Origin of the sequence: Chitinophaga sp. CF118, from assembly GCF_900112615.1 — a bacterium.
Classification (GTDB): domain Bacteria; phylum Bacteroidota; class Bacteroidia; order Chitinophagales; family Chitinophagaceae; genus Chitinophaga.
Window position 1 is genome coordinate 1578115 of the sequence record NZ_FOMK01000001.1, and the last position, 17096, is coordinate 1595210.

Sequence of the window (17096 nt, forward strand, 5' to 3'; positions counted from 1 at the left end):
TTATGGCAAACATGGTCAATACCATCAGGAGTTATCATGTTTACAGAAGAATGATAATTAAGAGATTTAATTCTTGATTAATAATCGGTTATCCGTAATTTGTAATCTTAAAACTTTTTTAAATTATAGACTTATGAAGGTTCTCGTTACCGGCGGTTGTGGATTTATCGGCTCTCATACTATAGTAGATCTTATCAATAATGGATTTGATGTGGTATCTGTAGACAGTAACATCCGCAGCAGCACGTTACTGCTGGAAGGCGTTGAAAAGATAACAGGCAAAAAAATCCGTAACTATAAGGTAGACCTTTGCAACCTGGAAGATACCCATGCTGTATTTCATGAAAACCGGGATATTGTAGGTGTAATTCATTTTGCAGCATTAAAAACTGTTCCCGAATCAGTATCGGACCCATTATTCTATTTCCAGAACAACCTCACTTCCCTGGTAAATGTTTTAAAATGCGTGAAGGAGTTCAATATCCCTAATATGGTATTTTCTTCTTCCTGCTCAGTATATGGTAATACAACAGAGCTCCCGGTAGTAGAAGAAACTCCGCTGGGAGAGGCACAGTCTCCTTATGCACGTACCAAACAAATGGGCGAGCAGATCATTGAAGATTACAGCCGTGTAAATGATACGCAATCCATCTTACTGCGTTATTTTAATCCGGTAGGTGCACACCCTTCTGCGCTGATTGGAGAACTGCCCCTGGGCCGTCCGGACAACCTTGTTCCAGTAATCACGCAAACTGCTATAGGAAAGATTCCTAAGCTCACTGTTTACGGACATGATTATGATACCCGCGATGGCTCCTGCATCCGCGATTATATCTATGTAATGGATATCGCCAATGCACACACCAAAGCCTTGCAATACCTCATAGACCAGCGGAACACAGAAAACTGTGAGATCTTCAACCTGGGTACCGGCAAAGGTGTAACCGTGCTGGAATCCATCAAGGCTTTCGAAAAGATCTCCGGCGTAAAGCTGAACTATGATCTTGGTCCCCGCCGCCCGGGAGATGTGATCGCTATCTATGCCAATAATACCAAGGCCAGAGAAGTATTGGGCTGGGAACCTAAAACGGGCATAGAAGATATGATGCGCACCGCCTGGCAGTGGGAAGTTGCATTACGTGACAGGGTATTAAATAATTGATGTATCGGAGATTCTCACATTAATTATTACTTTTACGATTCAATTGTTATTAAAAGGCTATGGTAAAAGATATTCAACCTTTCAATGAGAAGGAAACCCGCGCAGGATTCGGAGAAGGCATCCTGGAAATAGGACGTAAAAATCCCAATGTGGTAGCGTTAACAGCTGACCTGCTGGGCTCTATGAAGCTGAACGCCTTTATCAAGGAATTCCCTGACCGCTTTGTACAGTGTGGTATCGGTGAAGCAAATATGATCAGTATTGCTGCCGGTATGACCATTGGAGGAAAAATTCCTTACACAACTACGTTTGCAAACTTTTCTACCGGTCGTGTGTACGATCAGATACGCCAGTCAGTGGCCTATTCCAACAAAAATGTGAAGATCTGTGCTTCACATGCTGGTTTAACACTGGGCGAAGATGGTGCTACTCACCAGATCCTGGAAGACATTGGTATGATGAAAATGCTGCCGGGCATGACAGTGATCGTTCCCTGCGATTTTAATCAGACCAAAGCAGCAACTATGGCTATTGCCGATTACGAAGGTCCTGTGTACCTGCGTTTTGGTCGTCCAAAATGGCCAAACTTCACACCAGAAAACCAGAAATTCGAGATCGGTAAAGCTCAGATCCTGCATGAGGGTACTGATATTACACTCTTTGCATGTGGTCACCTGGTATGGATCGCTGTACAGGCAGGTAAAATACTGGAAGAAAGAGGTTATAGCGTTGAAATCATCAACATCCATACTATTAAACCGCTGGATGAAGCTGCTGTATTGGCATCTATCACTAAAACAGGTTGTGCAGTAACAGCAGAAGAACACAATGTACTGGGTGGTTTAGGAGACAGCATTGCTCAGGTAGCAGCGCGTAACAATCCTATTCCTATCGAATATATTGGTACCAACGATACCTTCGGTGAAAGTGGGAATCCTTTTGAACTGCTCAAAAAATACGGTCTGGATGCAGATCATATCGTAACAGCTGCTGAAAAAGCAATTGCACGCAAAAAGGCTAAATAATACAATCCATATTAAACTTTATAATAAAAAAGCCATCCTAATAGATGGTTTTTTTATTGAAACCATTTAACCTTTCTATGAGCATTACTCAGGATGATAAAACATTATTGGCATTATACCGTGAACCTTCTACCAGGGAAAGAGGATTCACATATATCATCCAGAAATACCAGGAAAGACTCTACTGGCACGTTCGCCGGCTGGTATTAGATCATGATGACGCCAATGATGTGCTCCAGAATGTGTTTGTAAAGGTTTGGAAAAACCTGGAAGGGTTTCGGGAAGATGCACAATTATACACGTGGTTGTATAAAATAGCCACCAATGAATGCCTCACATTTCTTGAAAAACAAAAAAAGAACACATCTGTCTCCCTTTCTGATGTGGAAACTGGGCTGAGCAATACCTTAAAAGCCGATAGCCAGTTTGATGCAAATAAGTTAGAGTGGAAACTACAACGAGCCATCATCAGCCTGCCGGAAAAGCAAAGGATTGTATTCAACCTGCGTTATTACGATGAGATGCCCTATGAAGAAATGAGCCGTGTATTATCAACCTCCGAGGGTGCCCTGAAAGCTTCTTATCATCATGCCGTAAAAAAGATTGAAGAATTTATCAAAAATGGCTAAAAATGCGACATCTTAGCATTTTTATAGGATGAAAACTACCTTTTTGAAGATGAAAGCCAGACCTATTTAAACCATTGCCTGCTTTTAAGGTCTAAAATAGCAAGATGAGATCCAGAGACAACGATATTGCGAACGAATTGAAGGATATAGTACCTGAAGCTATATGGCCAGGACTTACTCCTGCTATGGGTGATGTACCTGCCGGTTACTTTGAACAGCTGCCGGCACAAATCATGCAGAAGATCGCTGTGCAGGAAGAACTGGAAACCATTTCTCCCCTGCTGGCAGAAGGATCAAAAACGCTCCCTTTATCAGTTCCGTCTGGTTATTTCGAGCAGTTACCAACACAGATCATACAAAAGATAGCCGTACAGGAAGAACTGGAAACCATTTCTCCCCTGCTGGCCGATATAAATAAAACACCTTCGTTATCAGCACCTGCCGGTTACTTTGAACAGTTGTCTGCGCAGATCATGCAAAAGATAAACGTACAGGAAGAACTGGAAGCCATTTCTCCCCTGCTGGCCGATATAAATAAAACACCTTCGTTATCAGCACCTGCCGGTTACTTTGAACAATTGTCTGCGCAGATCATGCAAAAGATAAACGTACAGGAAGAACTGGAAGCCATTTCTCCCCTGCTGGCCGATATAAATAAAACACCTTCGTTATCAGCACCTGCCGGTTACTTTGAACAGTTGTCTGCGCAGATCATGCAAAAGATAAACGTACAGGAAGAAGCAGAAATTCAAACAACGGTTTCCGAACCAGCGAAAGTAGTGCCGATGCGCGCCCGCAGAACTTACCTGAAATGGGCAGTGGCTGCATGCCTGATAGCATTGATAAGTGCCGGCACTTTATTTTTTGTACAAAACAGTCAACACACCACTGCACCTGTGGTGGATAACAACCTGGCAGATGTGAGTGATCAGGCAATAGTAGAATACCTGCAAGCCCATATGGATGCTTTTGACAAAGAAGAACTGTTAAGTCTTGCATCTCTCAACATTAATTCAGGAACAGTTCCGCTGCCTGAAACCAGCGAGATGTCTTCAGATGCTATCCAACGATACCTGGATAATTCAGGTTTCTTAAAAGAAAGTCCAACTGAAAATTGAAATGAAACATTTTTACACATTTAGGTTACTCTTTTTAGTCACACTGTTAGGTATTGGCTCTCCCTCAGGGCATGCCCAACAAGGTGGTGATGCAGATGTAATAGACAAGATCCGGGCCTTACAAGTGGCCTATCTGTCTCAGAAACTGGATCTTACTCCAGACGAAGCACAGAAATTCTGGCCATTGTATAATCAATACACGAAAGAAGTGGAATTGCTGATTGCAGAACGTCAGCGCCGAAATATCAGCGCAAAAAAGGCAGATCCACAAAATAAAATTGAGGCAGGAGATAATGAACTGGGCTACGAACGGCGTATGCTCGATATTAAAACCCACTACGATAAAGAGTTTCAGAAAGTATTGCCAACTACAAAAGCAAGTTCTGTATTCAGAACCGAAAGAGAGTTCCGCAGCACATTGGTACGCTCCCTGAAAGAAAGACAAAACCGTAATGTAGGTGGTCCCGGTGCCAGAAGATTCAGGCAATAATTTGTTTATAAGTTCTTGTAATGTGCCCTGACTTCCGCCACTTTTCCTGCTGCATTTAATAACATCATTTCAGCCGCCAGCCGGTTGCCCACGCTTTTATAATAAAGCACTAAAGAGTTTACACCTTCCATTATATGATAGGGTTCAAACTGCAGATCAGGATATGCTATAAGCGCCTTCTGAAAATAGGCTCTCAATGCAGTAACTCCGTGTATGCATCCGCTGGGATCATTATTAAGCTTCTGTATAAAGGGGGAATAGAATACAACATCTTCGCTGTAATGTTCCATAATTGCATCCAGGTTATGCGTATTCCAGGCATGTAACCAATGTTGTGCTAACTCACTCATTACTTAGAATTTACCGAAAGGAAGTTTTGTATCGTGATAATAGAGGAATGTCCAGTTTTCGCGGGTACCACGTTGCATAAACTGCTGACGTAACTCCATACTGCGTTTGCCATCATAATCATATTTGGCCGCAAACCGTCTGATCATATAAGAGACCTGCGGTGCCTCATCTCCACCAAAGAATACCTTATCCCCTTCATCATCAATCAGGAAAACCTGGTGATAAGGACAATGGCCTCCTGTTACTTCATAGCTGATGTAATCATCTATAGTACCATCTCCCTCTGTAAAAATCACATTATCCATCTGCTGAAGAATAGCAATATCTGCTGCATGATATGATTTACCATCATTCTCCATTGCATATTCCATTTCGTGACGGTTCACATAATAAGTAGCCTGTGGAAAAGTAAGTGCCCGCTGACCGCTGACAGGGTCCAATGCAGATACACCTCCGGAGTGATCTTTATGCAGATGGCTCATCAACACTTTGGTAATCTCCATAGGGTTCACACCATTATCTATGAGATGCTGATGGATCTGTAATACACCATCCGGATTACGTAAACCCAGACCGGTATCAAAGAGGATAAAATCGTGTGCAGTAATAACTAAAAATGGTTGGATCTCTACCAGCAGCGAGCCCCCAGGACGTTGCTGCATAGTATCTGTAGCAGGGTTGTATGGTACAAACTGCTTGGTTGCGTCTACGGTGAAACTCCCTTCTGATAACGGAATAATACGTGCCATAGCGCAAAGATAACCAACTATCTCAAAACCATTTGCCTGTCGGCATCCAGCCTGAGCATTATAAAAATAAGCATGGTAAAGGTCATCAAAGAAGATCCTCCATAACTGACCAATGGCAGCGGAATCCCGATTACGGGCGCCAGACCGATGGTCATGGAGATGTTGATGGCCATGTGAAAGAATATTATACTGGCTACCCCATAGGCATATACGCGGCTGAATGTAGAACGCTGTCGTTCCGCTACAAAAATGATCCGTAAGAGTAATGCTACATACAATCCTACAAAGATCAGTGTACCCAGAAATCCGAAGTCTTCGCCCACTGTACAGAAAATGAAGTCCGTACTTTGCTCAGGTACAAAGTCATAACGTGTTTGTGTCCCTTTCAGATATCCTTTTCCAAAGAAGCCGCCAGAGCCAATGGCGATCATACTTTGCCGTGTATTATAAGTAGCTTTCGGATCGTTTTCCTTACCCAGCATCACCTCAATACGGCGTACCTGGTAATCTTTCAGCACCTTTGTAAATGCCATAGGTACAATGAACATCACGAATACCGAACAGAAGGCCCAGATACCCAGTATGAGCGCCAGCCTGGAACGGTGGCGTTTTATTTCACGACGGCTGAAATAAATAACCAACGCGGTGATAACTGAAAATATGATGAACAGGATGTTCTTATCTACCAGCAACGCCGATAGTACCAGTACAATCCCGGAAAAAGCAATGATCAGTAATATACCCGGCAACCCTTCACGGTACATTACCAGGAAAAACGAGAAGTATACCAGGGCAAGTCCTGTTTCATCCTGCAAAATGATGATTACACAGGGCACCAGTGCCAGAGCTGCGGCTATCAATCTGGACCGCATTTTGGTAAAATCCGTTTCCAGTGACGACAGGTATTTGGCCAGCGCCAGGTTGGTACATAGTTTTGTCAGCTCTGCCGGTTGAAACTGGAAGCCACCTATCACCAGCCAGGAATGAGAACCCTTTACATCCTTTCCTATCCCGATTACTACCAACAGTAGCACGATACCCCCTGCATATAGCAGGTTGGCCGTTGCAGTAAAGAATTTACTGTCTGTGAGCCAGATGATGGTAGCCAGTACTCCTGAAATTCCTAACCACATCAGCTGACGGGCATAGTTTTTATTCAGATGGATGATATCATTCCATATTCCATCGCCTTCCCTGTATTCAGCAGCAAAGATCGATAACAGGCCCACGAAAACAAGGCCGAAGTACAGGCCCATAATAGGCCAGTCAATACCTTCTGTAAGTTTTATTTGCTGCCGACGGTTTATCATGGGTTAGTCGCGAAAATAAAGTTTAAGTATTTGATCCGATGTCATTTTAGCTGTTGCTCCATTCAGTGAGTCCAGCTTGGATTTCTCACGTACTATAGGATCCAGTGTATTGTATTCCAGCAATGTTTTCATCATTGGCTTCCGTTTCACAGAGATGGTATCGTGCAGGTATTTCTCCATGATCAAACTGGCGATAGGCGCTGCATAAGTAGCACCAAAACCGGCATTCTCCACAATCACCGCAATCGCGATCTTTGGATTATCCCTTGGAGCAAAGGCCACGAAAACAGAGTGGTTCTTCAGTTTTACCAGTTTACCATCTACTACAGCATTGTTTTCTGCAGTACCAGTTTTACCACACACTATCACACCTTCTATCTGTGCCACCCTACCGGTACCAGATTCCACCACGTCCTGCATACCAAATATTACGGATCTGTAGGAAGTATCTGCCACGTGTGCCACGGTGTGTTTCTCTTTATATTTTTTCAGAATGTCTGATTCCTCATTATCAATGCTGTGTACAAAATGCGGCAGGTAATAAGAGCCCCGGTTTGCAATGATACACATAGCATTTGCCATCTGCAGCGGAGTAGCCACTACTTGTCCCTGTCCCATTCCCACATACAGCTCAGAGCAGGAATTCCATTGTCCTCTGTACAATTTATTCATTCCTATCGTATCGATGGCCTTACCACCGGATTCTCCCGGGATATCTATTCCCAGCCGGTGTCCGAGACCGAAGGAGGTCATATAATCATACCACTTCTGATGTCCTTTCTTTACGCCTCCCCATTTTGGCGCATCTACTTCCAGACGGTACAGATGCACAAAATAAGCGTTACAGGAATTGGCAATCGCCAGACGGAGATTTGCAGCATGACCAGGACTACTATGTGTACAGGCAATTGCCCGGCCACAGTTCACATATGCCCCGTGACATGGAAATCCGAAACTGGGAGTAATTACCCCTTCATCCAGTGCAACCAGCGCTGTCAAAGGCTTCATGGAAGATCCAGGTGGATAACCCGCCTGTATTGCACGGTTGAACAGTGGTTTTGTTGTATCGGTAAAAAGTCTGCTGAAATTACGTGTTCTGTAAGAACCGGTAAGCAGGTTGGGATCGTAAACAGGAGCGCTCACCATGGTAAGCAGCCCACCTGTTTGCGGATCGATGGCTACAATACTGCCAATCTTATTACGCATCAGGTGTTCGCCCAATACCTGCAGGTCTATATCCAGCGATAAGCGAAGATTTTTACCGGCAATAGCAGCGGTATCGAATTCCCCTTTTTCGTAGGAGCCCTGCGGGCGGTTCAGGTTATCTTTTACCAGGTATTGGATACCACGTGTTCCCATCAGCACACCTTCGTAAGTTCTTTCCAATCCCGTCATACCCAGGTAATCGCCCTGATTATAGGCACTGTAAGCAGGCCTTAGTAACATCTGTGGAGAAACCTCTCCTATATATCCAAGAATATTTGCGGCGGCGGAGAAAGGATAAGAGCGGATCTGCCTTTGTACCAGGTCAAACCCCGGCTGAAACAGGTACATACTTTCCTGCAGGCGGCCAAACATATCCGGCGGTAGCAGGGAAGCAAATACTGATACGCGGCGGCTACCATTTTTAATAATAGCTGTTGCTATCCGTCTTTTAAATTCCTCTTTATCTATCTGTAGGATCTGACACAGGTAGTTGGTGTCAATATTTCTTGCACTGATGGGCGTTACCACCAGGTCGTACATGGCATCGTTACTCAGGATACTACGGCCTTTTCTATCGAAAATGATTCCCCTGCTCGGGTATACAACTTTACGGAGTACGGCATTGGCATCCGCCAGTTTGGAGTACTTTTTTTCTACTACCTGCAAAAAGAATAACCTGACAACGATCAACATTGTCATCCCTAATATAATAAACTGTATTACTCTTTTTCTGGGCTGATTATAAACAGACATTTATTGAATAATGCGGCCTTTGCGACCTGTTGCTTTTTAATATACGGACCTCTTTCTCATTCTAAAAATACATCCTTACACCGTCTTATGTACATTACTTCTTTGAAAAGAACAGCAGTTCATACAGCACGATCAGGAAAATGCTGGCGGCGGTAGAACAAATGATCTTTAACAACAGGTAGAAGAAATTTCCAAACCCGAATACTTCCAGAGAAAAGAAGACCAGGTTATGGAGGAATACCAGTATAGCAGCGAATGTCAGGAACTGCGAAACGCCCATGCTGGTCATAGACGGTGTTTTCTGTGTAGTTTCAAAGCCTCCCTGGGGGGATAAGATATTGATGATGAAGGGGCGGAGATAAGCAATGAATACGCAGGCAGCGGCATGTACTCCCATTGTGTTCATGAACATATCCATACTAAGTCCCATTAGCAGTGCCAGCAACATCAATGCAGGACGAGGCAGATTGAAGGGTAATAAAAGAACAAACAGCATGTAGAGGTTAAGGCTCACGAGTTGATGCAGCAGTACCTGGTTCAGTACAAATACCTGCAACAACAGCAAGAGCACAAAGCGAATGATATTTCTTAACAGTATACTCATTTGATCAGCCTGTAGGTTGAATCCTCTAATGATTTTTGTTCGTCCTTCAGCATGTTATCTACTACATATACATACTGGAGGTTAAAAAAATTGGTAGCCAGTTTTATTCTTATACTATAAGCGGTACTCCCTTTATCGGGCAGGGAGTAAGATTCAACATAGCCGATGGGGATGTTTTCCGGGAACAGGGCAGAGTAACCACTGGTTACTACGGTATCGCCTCTTACCAGTCTTACACTTTTAGGAACATCTTCCATAAGGGCATACCCGGCATCTCCACCATACCAGCGAACAGTTCCCATTTCCCTGCTGTGGCTCAGGCGGGCGCTGAAACCGAAGTTGCGTCCTTTAGAAAGCAGGGAGAGTACTACTGCATAGTTTTCGCTTACACTACGTACAATACCAACCACGCCGCTGGGTCCTATAACGCCCATGTTAGGCTTAAGACCATTTGCGCTTCCGCGGTGGATAGTGATATAGTTGATAGGATTATTAACCGTGTTGTTTACCACCTTGGCGGAATGATACAGATAACGGCGCAATTCAATACCTACTACTTTACGTGTAGTGTCTGTGCTGTAGGTACGGATGGTATCTTCTTTAACAAAATTATCCAGGGTAACGCTGTCGTAGCTGCTGCGCAGCATGTTATGCAGGCGGGCATTTTCATTTACAAGGCTGTCGTTTGTAGCCTTCAGATGAAAATAGTACTGCACATTGTTGTAACGGTTGTATAACCTGGCGCTGATGTTATTTGCGGAATTGAGGTAGGCTGTTTTCTGAAAGTCGTTGTTCCGGAATACCAGCACAATACAAATCACTTCCAGCAGCAGAAACATAAAAAAATTGAAATAGCGCCTTAAGAAAATGATGAGATTACGCACAGGATATATTTTCAAATAGAAACATGCAAGGCAAATGTTTGAATTTCCCTTGCATGATTCCTGATATTATTGCATTAGGAACGGATACTTACCAACGTGTTTCAGTGCGATACCAGTACCTCTAACTACTGCGCGTAACGGATCGTCTGCTACATGCACAGGTAATTTGATTTTCTGGGTGAGCCTCTTATCCAGGCCACGTAACAGGGCGCCACCACCGGTGAGGTATAATCCTCTGCGGTAAATATCGGCTGCCAGTTCTGGCGGTGTAGTTTCCAGTGCTTTCAGAATAGCTTCTTCAATTTTGAAGATGGATTTATCCAGGGCCTCTGCAACTTCCTGGTAAGATACCATGATCTGCTTAGGAATACCGGTTACCAGGTCACGACCATTTACAGGTACATCATCCGGTGGATTATCCAGTTCTTTCAATGCGGAACCGATCTGTATTTTGATCTGTTCAGCTGTCCTTTCACCTATCAGCAAGCTATGATAACGGCGCAGGGCTTCCATAATATCTGCGGTGAACTCGTCGCCCGCGATACGGATACTCTGATCGCACACAATACCGGCAAGGGCTATTACGGAGATACCAGTGGTACCACCTCCAATGTCGATAATCATGTTACCCACCGGTTCTTCCACGTCAATGCCAATACCAAGGGCCGCAGCCATTGGTTCATGTATAAGGAACACCTCCTTGGCGCCTGCCTGTTCGGCAGAGTCGCGTACGGCGCGTTTTTCTACTTCTGTAATGCTGGATGGTATGCAAATAACCATGCGCCAGCTGGGTGAGAATAAGGGCTTTTTGGGGTACACCAGTTTGATCATCTCGCGAAGCATGCCTTCCGCTGCATTGAAGTCAGCTATCACACCATCTTTCAATGGGCGGATAGTGCGCAGGTACTCATGTGTCTTCTCATGCATCATCATGGCCTTCTTACCAACTGCCACAATCTTACCGCTTGCGCGCTCTATAGCTACAATAGAAGGTTCATCAACCACCACCTGATCGTTATGTATAATCAGCGTGTTAGCTGTACCTAAGTCAATCGCTATTTCCTGTGTTAAAAAATTAAAGAACCCCATTGCTTAATATGGTCAAATATATTATGAGTGCAAAAATGAATAATTCCAACGAATATACGATGATAAAATTGTTTGTTTTATCAATTATACAACTAAATATTAAAAAATCTTATTTATTGTATCTGTTGAGCCGGTTAGTAAGTTGTAACAGATAATGACAATGTATCAGCCGGCACAGAATGACTCTCGAAAACGCTTAAACGAAAATACTTTGTTAAAATTGTGTAATGCTCTAAACTAATGAGTTATGAGTTTTATACGAACTCAAAACCGATGTCCCTTCTGTAATACTTCCCTTCAAAATTAATCTTTTCTGCCGTTAACTTACTATGTGTCAATGCAATACCCAGGTCGGATGCGAGAGATGTAATAGTGAGTACCCGTCCGCCATTGGTAAGGATTTCCCCGCCTGTGGCTTTTGTACCTGCCTGGAACACGATCTGATCGCGTGCCGGTGCTGGTATATTGGTGATCACTTTTCCTTTCTCGTATTCTTCCGGATATCCCCCGGCCACCAGCATTACCGTAGTTGCCACACGCTCGTCTTCGTAAATGGTTTGCCCTGCCAGCTTACCTTCCGCTACAGCATTAAACAGCTCCAGCAAGTCGTTCTGCAGGCGTGGCATGATCACTTCTGTTTCAGGATCTCCCATGCGACAGTTGTATTCAATCACAAAAGGTTCTCCATCTACACTGATCAAACCAAAAAATACGAAACCGTTATAGGCTATCTTTTCCTTTTCCAGTCCGGCAATCGTGGGGCGGATAATACGTTCATCCACCAGCTCCATAAATGCCTTTCCTGCAAAAGGTACAGGAGAAACAGCGCCCATACCACCGGTATTGAGGCCGGTATCACCTTCTCCGATCCGCTTATAATCCTTGGCTGTAGGCAGTAACTGGTAGCTATGCCCATCTGTCAGAACAAACACAGACAACTCAATACCTGTCAGAAACTGCTCTACTACTACTTTCTTGCTGGCATCTCCAAACTTGGCGGCCTTGATCATTTGCGTGAACTCATCCACTGCTTCTTCATGATTGTCCAGGATCACTACTCCCTTGCCTGCTGCAAGTCCGTCTGCCTTTAATACAATAGGCAAAGAATGTTGGCGCAGGTAAGATACACCTTCTTCGTAGTTTTCTTCGCTGAATTCTCTGTAAGCTGCAGTGGGAATATTGTGACGCAGCATGAACTGCTTAGCAAAAGCTTTACTTCCTTCCAGCTGTGCACCCAATGCAGATGGGCCCATTACAGGGATGTGCTGCAAAGCGGCATCCTGCTGAAAGTAATCGTAAATTCCTTTTACAAGCGGCTCTTCGGAACCAGGTACTACCAGGTTGATGGCGTTGTCTGTACAAAAGGCTTTAATCTTTTCAAAGTCGCTGACAGCTATATCCAGGTTCTGTCCATATTGCGCAGTTCCGGCATTACCAGGTGCAATGAACAATTGTTCACACAACGGGCTTTGTGCCATTTTCCACGCCAGGGCATGTTCCCGGCCACCACTTCCTAATAGTAATATCTTCATATGAGTAATTCTCTTTTCTGCCTTCAAAGCCAAAATATACACGCTATCTTCCCCGCTCTTCCAATTTTTTTGCAAAGAAAGGCCAAAAAATAACCAAAATCACCATTTTACTTCATAAAAAGCTGAATTTATTTATCTTGCCACACTGAGCAACTGGCAAAGGACGACTAACTAACAACTAACTAACACCTGTAATCAAACATCAAAACTAACCTTTTATGATCCAAACAGCTGTAGAACAGCCTGTGACTGCACCAAACATCCCCAAGAAAGGGCAACATCACCCAGGGCTTTACGTACTCTTCTTTACTGAAATGTGGGAACGTTTCGGGTATTACCTGATGATAGGTATCTTTTTCCTCTACCTGATCGATCCTACCGCTAACGGTGGCAAAGGATTTGATACCGCCCATGCAAGCGACCTGGTGGGTTCTTACATTGCATTGGTTTATTTATCCCCCTTTATAGGTGGAATGATGGCCGACCGCTACCTGGGTTACCGCAGGGCCGTTATCCTGGGAGGTACTTTACTGGCTGCCGGCTATTTCGGACTGGCATTCCCGGGAGATACTGCCATGTATATTTCCCTTGGCCTCATCATCGTTGGTAATGGTTTCTTCAAACCGAACATCGGTACCATTCTTGGCAACCTCTACAACAGGGAAGATCTGAGACCTAAGAAAGATGTGGCTTACAGCATTTTCTACATGGGTGTTAATATCGGTGCTTTCATTTGCAACTTTGTGGCTGCCTATCTCCGTAATCATTATGGATGGGGTCATGCTTTTGCAGCGGCAGGTGTTGGTATGGTAGTCGGGCTCATCATATTCTCCTCCAAACTGAAAGTGATTGCAGATGGAGATATCAGAAAACCCGCACAAAAAGAGGATATGCCTATGAGCAGGATTTTATCCCTCGTCTTTTTACCTGCTGCAATAGCTGCTACTATTGGTTATTTCATGACCAGCATGACCGGGCATTCTATTTTCGGCACCCGCTCCATCGATGCCTTCATGTTTGCCTGTGTACCCATCATCATTTTCTACATTCGCATATATACTACAGCAGCCAAAGAAGATAAACGCGGACTAGGTGCCCTGCTGGCCTTCTTTGTAGTAGCTATCATCTTCTGGGTAATCTATAACCAGAACAGTACCGGGCTCACCATCTGGGCAGATCAGTACACCGACCGCTCAATGTCTCCGGCAGTGGAAAACGCAGCCAAACCCCTTGGGATGTTGCAAACCGTTACACTCGAACCTCATGCTGTTACAAAGATAGATGACCATTTCCGGGCTATAACTGATGCCAGCGGAAATACAATCACTGTACAGGGACCTGATCCTTACTTCCAGAACCTCCCTAAAGAACAATGGCCTGCCACTGGCAAAATGAAACTGATTTCTACAGAAATATTCCAATCAATCAATCCTTTCTTTATTGTTGCCTTCTCCCTGCTTGTAATAGGCTTGTTTGGCTGGATGGCGAAAAGAGGCAAAGAACCTACTACACCGGTCAAAATTGCAATGGGCATTTTCCTGGCAGGATTTTCCTCCCTGCTGATGGTAATGGCAGCGGCTATGACAAGTGTATACGTAGATAAGAGTTCCATGGCCTGGTTGTTTGGTACCTATGCTGTATTCACCGTTGGTGAGATCCTGGTAAGCCCTATCGGGTTATCCATGGTTTCCAAACTGTCTCCTCCCCGTGTAACAGCACTCATGATGGGTGGCTGGTACCTGGTAAATGCCATTGCTGGTAAAGTGGCCGGAATGATGGCTACCTTCTGGGATAGCTTCATCGATAAAAAATCGTACTTCCTTATATTGGTGATTTGTGCCGGTATTGCGGGTACTGTGATGCTTATTATCAGTAAGTGGATAGCCAAAGTGGTGAGAGAAAAAACAGGCTCTTACTAGAATAATTATAAGATATTATTGAAACGGAGAAAATGGGGAATCCCTGTTTTCTCCGTTTTAGCTTAGAGCCAAAAAACCATTTTTTCGCTTATATTGCTTTCTCAATCAACAAAATCGACCCATCAAAACTTCTTATGGCAGATCATTTCAAGCCTTTCGTTTCACCAGATGTGAAAATGAAAGAATTTACGCTCAAGTCCATTCTACTGGGCTGTGTTTTCGGTATTATTTTCGGCGCTGCCACGGTATACCTGGCGCTGAAAGCGGGTTTAACCGTTTCCGCTTCTATCCCAATAGCCGTAATCGCCATTACGCTTGGCCGGAAATTCTTTAAGACAACCATCCTCGAAAACAATATTATACAGACAACCGGTTCTGCCGGAGAGTCTATCGCCGCAGGGGTGGTATTCACCTTACCCGGCTTCCTGTTCCTGACAGACGGCGGTGGTGATCAATATTTCAATTACATCACTATCCTGATCCTGGCTATTTTTGGAGGCATCCTGGGTACGCTGATGATGATCCCCTTGCGCAAGGCACTGATCGTAAAAGAACATAAAACACTGCCTTACCCGGAAGGTACCGCCTGCGGAGATGTATTGATTGCTGGTGAAAAAGGGGGTGATTTTGCTAAGACAGCCTTCTACGGACTGGGGTTTGCTTTTGCTTATGCTATTATGCAAAAGGTGCTGCACGTCATTTCTGAGGTACCGGTATTTCTAACAAAACAAACCAACAGATATTTTCCTTCTGCTAAAATAAGTGGAGAAATCACACCTGAATATATGGGTGTGGGATACATTATAGGCCCCCGCATTGCGGGTGTGCTGGTTGCCGGTGGTGTAATGTCATGGCTGGTGTTGATTCCGTTACTGGCTACTCTGGTACCGGCAGATGCTATTGCCACTCAACTTGTAAAACTGGGTTACCTGGCTACTCTGGCCACCCCTGGTGGTAAAGGTGCCTGGGATCCTATTACACATACTTTTAAAGATTATTCAGCTGCTATCTATTTTGCCTATGTACGCCAGATAGGTGCGGGTGCTGTAGCTGCGGGCGGATTCATTACCCTGATCAAAACCATTCCTACCATTGTTTCATCTTTCAAGGGTAGCATAGGCTCCCTGAAAAAAGAAGAACTTGCTGAGGGTGAAGTAGCAGGAGTAGTTCCCCGTACAGAAAGAGATCTGAACATAAAAATAGTACTGTTTGGTAGTCTTGCACTGATCCTGCTGATGGCATTCCTTCCGCAATTACCGGGAGATTCTGTTGGCAAAAAACTGCTGGTAGGATTACTGGTAGTTATTTTCGGTGCTTTCTTCGTAACAGTGTCCAGTCGTATTGTAGGATTGATCGGGTCTTCCAACAATCCTATTTCCGGTATGACTATCGCTACCCTGATGGGTACCTGCCTTGTGTTTATTGCCGTAGGCTGGAGTGGTAAAGTATATGAGCCTATGGCTCTGGTAGTAGGCGGTATGATCTGTATTGCCGCTGCAAATGCAGGTGGTACCTCACAGGATCTGAAGTCTGGTTACATTGTGGGAGCAACCCCTATGTACCAGCAATTATCACTGTTCATTGGTGCTATTGTTTCTTCTATCGTAATAGGATTAACCATAAAGTTCCTGGACAAGCCTACAGCAGCAATGATTGCCAACGGTGTTACAGACCATGCTATTGGTAGTACCTACTTCCCGGCTCCACAGGGTACACTGATGGCCACATTGGCTAAAGGAATCCTGTCTTATAATCTCGACTGGCAGTTTGTGCTGGTAGGTGTATTCATTGCTATTACTATGGAACTGTGCGGCATCAAATCATTGTCTTTTGCCGTAGGTGCTTACCTCCCATTATCTACTACCCTGCCTATCTTTATTGGTGGTGCTATCCGTGGTATTGTAGATAATAAACGCAAAAAAGAAAATAAGGACCTCCCTGCAGAAGATGAAGAATTGGGTAAAGGAAACCTGTTTGCAACCGGCCTTGTGGCAGGAGGAGCGGTAGCAGGTGTTATCATTGCGATTATGGCAGGAGTAGATCCCTTTACTATTCCCGGAATCGGATTAACAATTAATCTGCCCGGATTGCTGAATGCCCTGAATATGGAAAACGGAATCAGTCATGCCATCGGAGAAGGATCCTACTATATATTAGGGGCTGCCTTCTTTGCATTTATGGGATATGTACTATACAAAATTGCAAGAAAGCCGCAAACGGCAGCATAAAATACCTGCTTAACATAAAAGAAACGGCTGTATCAAAAAGTGCAGCC

General features: G+C 44.3%; 15 protein-coding genes. 7 read left to right on the forward strand and 8 right to left on the reverse strand.

The window, feature by feature from the left end; genetic code table 11:
* Nucleotides 1-133: 133 nt before the first annotated feature.
* The 5 genes from galE (at nucleotide 134) to BM176_RS06110 (ending at nucleotide 4424) form a co-directional block, all read left to right on the forward strand.
* A complete protein-coding gene (gene galE, locus BM176_RS06090) occupies nucleotides 134-1162 on the forward strand; it encodes a UDP-glucose 4-epimerase GalE (RefSeq protein WP_090100613.1) in 1029 nt (342 codons plus the stop codon).
* Between the two features lie 59 nt (nucleotides 1163-1221).
* The gene (locus tag BM176_RS06095) at nucleotides 1222-2187 is read left to right on the forward strand and encodes a transketolase family protein (RefSeq protein ID WP_090100615.1); all 966 of its coding nucleotides are present in this window, start codon (nucleotides 1222-1224) and stop codon (nucleotides 2185-2187) included.
* A 77-nt stretch (nucleotides 2188-2264) separates the two neighbouring features.
* Entirely contained in the window at nucleotides 2265-2816 is a 552-nt protein-coding gene (locus BM176_RS06100; RefSeq protein WP_090101685.1) for an RNA polymerase sigma factor, read from the forward strand.
* Nucleotides 2817-2920: 104 nt separating this feature from the next.
* Nucleotides 2921-3934 (forward strand): hypothetical protein, encoded by a 1014-nt coding sequence (locus BM176_RS06105; RefSeq protein WP_090100616.1) that lies wholly within the window; start codon nucleotides 2921-2923, stop codon nucleotides 3932-3934.
* 1 nt (nucleotide 3935) lies between these two features.
* Nucleotides 3936-4424 (forward strand): hypothetical protein, encoded by a 489-nt coding sequence (locus tag BM176_RS06110; RefSeq protein WP_090100618.1) that lies wholly within the window; start codon nucleotides 3936-3938, stop codon nucleotides 4422-4424.
* Between the two features lie 5 nt (nucleotides 4425-4429).
* On the opposite strand, the gene BM176_RS06115 is transcribed toward BM176_RS06110, so the two are convergent.
* The 8 genes from BM176_RS06115 to purD form a co-directional block, all read right to left on the reverse strand.
* Entirely contained in the window at nucleotides 4430-4774 is a 345-nt protein-coding gene (locus BM176_RS06115; protein WP_090100620.1) for a nuclear transport factor 2 family protein, read from the reverse strand.
* A 3-nt stretch (nucleotides 4775-4777) separates the two neighbouring features.
* On the reverse strand, nucleotides 4778-5524 hold the full coding sequence (locus BM176_RS06120) for an MBL fold metallo-hydrolase (protein WP_255373447.1): 747 nt from the start codon (nucleotides 5522-5524) through the stop codon (nucleotides 4778-4780).
* Nucleotides 5525-5541: 17 nt separating this feature from the next.
* Nucleotides 5542-6834 carry a rod shape-determining protein RodA gene (gene rodA, locus BM176_RS06125; RefSeq protein WP_255373448.1) on the reverse strand — a complete coding sequence of 431 codons (1293 nt, stop codon included), beginning with the start codon at nucleotides 6832-6834 and terminating at the stop codon, nucleotides 5542-5544.
* A gap of 3 nt (nucleotides 6835-6837) precedes the next feature.
* Nucleotides 6838-8793 carry a penicillin-binding protein 2 gene (gene mrdA, locus BM176_RS06130; protein ID WP_090100622.1) on the reverse strand — a complete coding sequence of 652 codons (1956 nt, stop codon included), beginning with the start codon at nucleotides 8791-8793 and terminating at the stop codon, nucleotides 6838-6840.
* 94 nt (nucleotides 8794-8887) lie between these two features.
* Entirely contained in the window at nucleotides 8888-9397 is a 510-nt protein-coding gene (locus BM176_RS06135) for a hypothetical protein (protein WP_090100624.1), read from the reverse strand.
* Nucleotides 9394-10281 (reverse strand): rod shape-determining protein MreC, encoded by an 888-nt coding sequence (mreC, locus tag BM176_RS06140; protein WP_177230313.1) that lies wholly within the window; start codon nucleotides 10279-10281, stop codon nucleotides 9394-9396. Before mreC ends, BM176_RS06135 begins: the two co-directional genes overlap by 4 nt.
* A 66-nt stretch (nucleotides 10282-10347) precedes the next feature.
* On the reverse strand, nucleotides 10348-11370 hold the full coding sequence (locus tag BM176_RS06145; protein WP_089780779.1) for a rod shape-determining protein: 1023 nt from the start codon (nucleotides 11368-11370) through the stop codon (nucleotides 10348-10350).
* A gap of 254 nt (nucleotides 11371-11624) precedes the next feature.
* On the reverse strand, nucleotides 11625-12902 hold the full coding sequence (gene purD / locus BM176_RS06150) for a phosphoribosylamine--glycine ligase (protein WP_090100628.1): 1278 nt from the start codon (nucleotides 12900-12902) through the stop codon (nucleotides 11625-11627).
* A gap of 218 nt (nucleotides 12903-13120) precedes the next feature.
* Here purD and BM176_RS06155 point away from each other — a divergent pair, with 218 nt between their 5' ends.
* On the forward strand, nucleotides 13121-14821 hold the full coding sequence (locus tag BM176_RS06155; protein ID WP_090100630.1) for a peptide MFS transporter: 1701 nt from the start codon (nucleotides 13121-13123) through the stop codon (nucleotides 14819-14821).
* 134 nt (nucleotides 14822-14955) lie between these two features.
* Nucleotides 14956-17049 (forward strand): OPT family oligopeptide transporter, encoded by a 2094-nt coding sequence (locus BM176_RS06160; RefSeq protein ID WP_090101693.1) that lies wholly within the window; start codon nucleotides 14956-14958, stop codon nucleotides 17047-17049.
* Nucleotides 17050-17096: the final 47 nt, after the last annotated feature.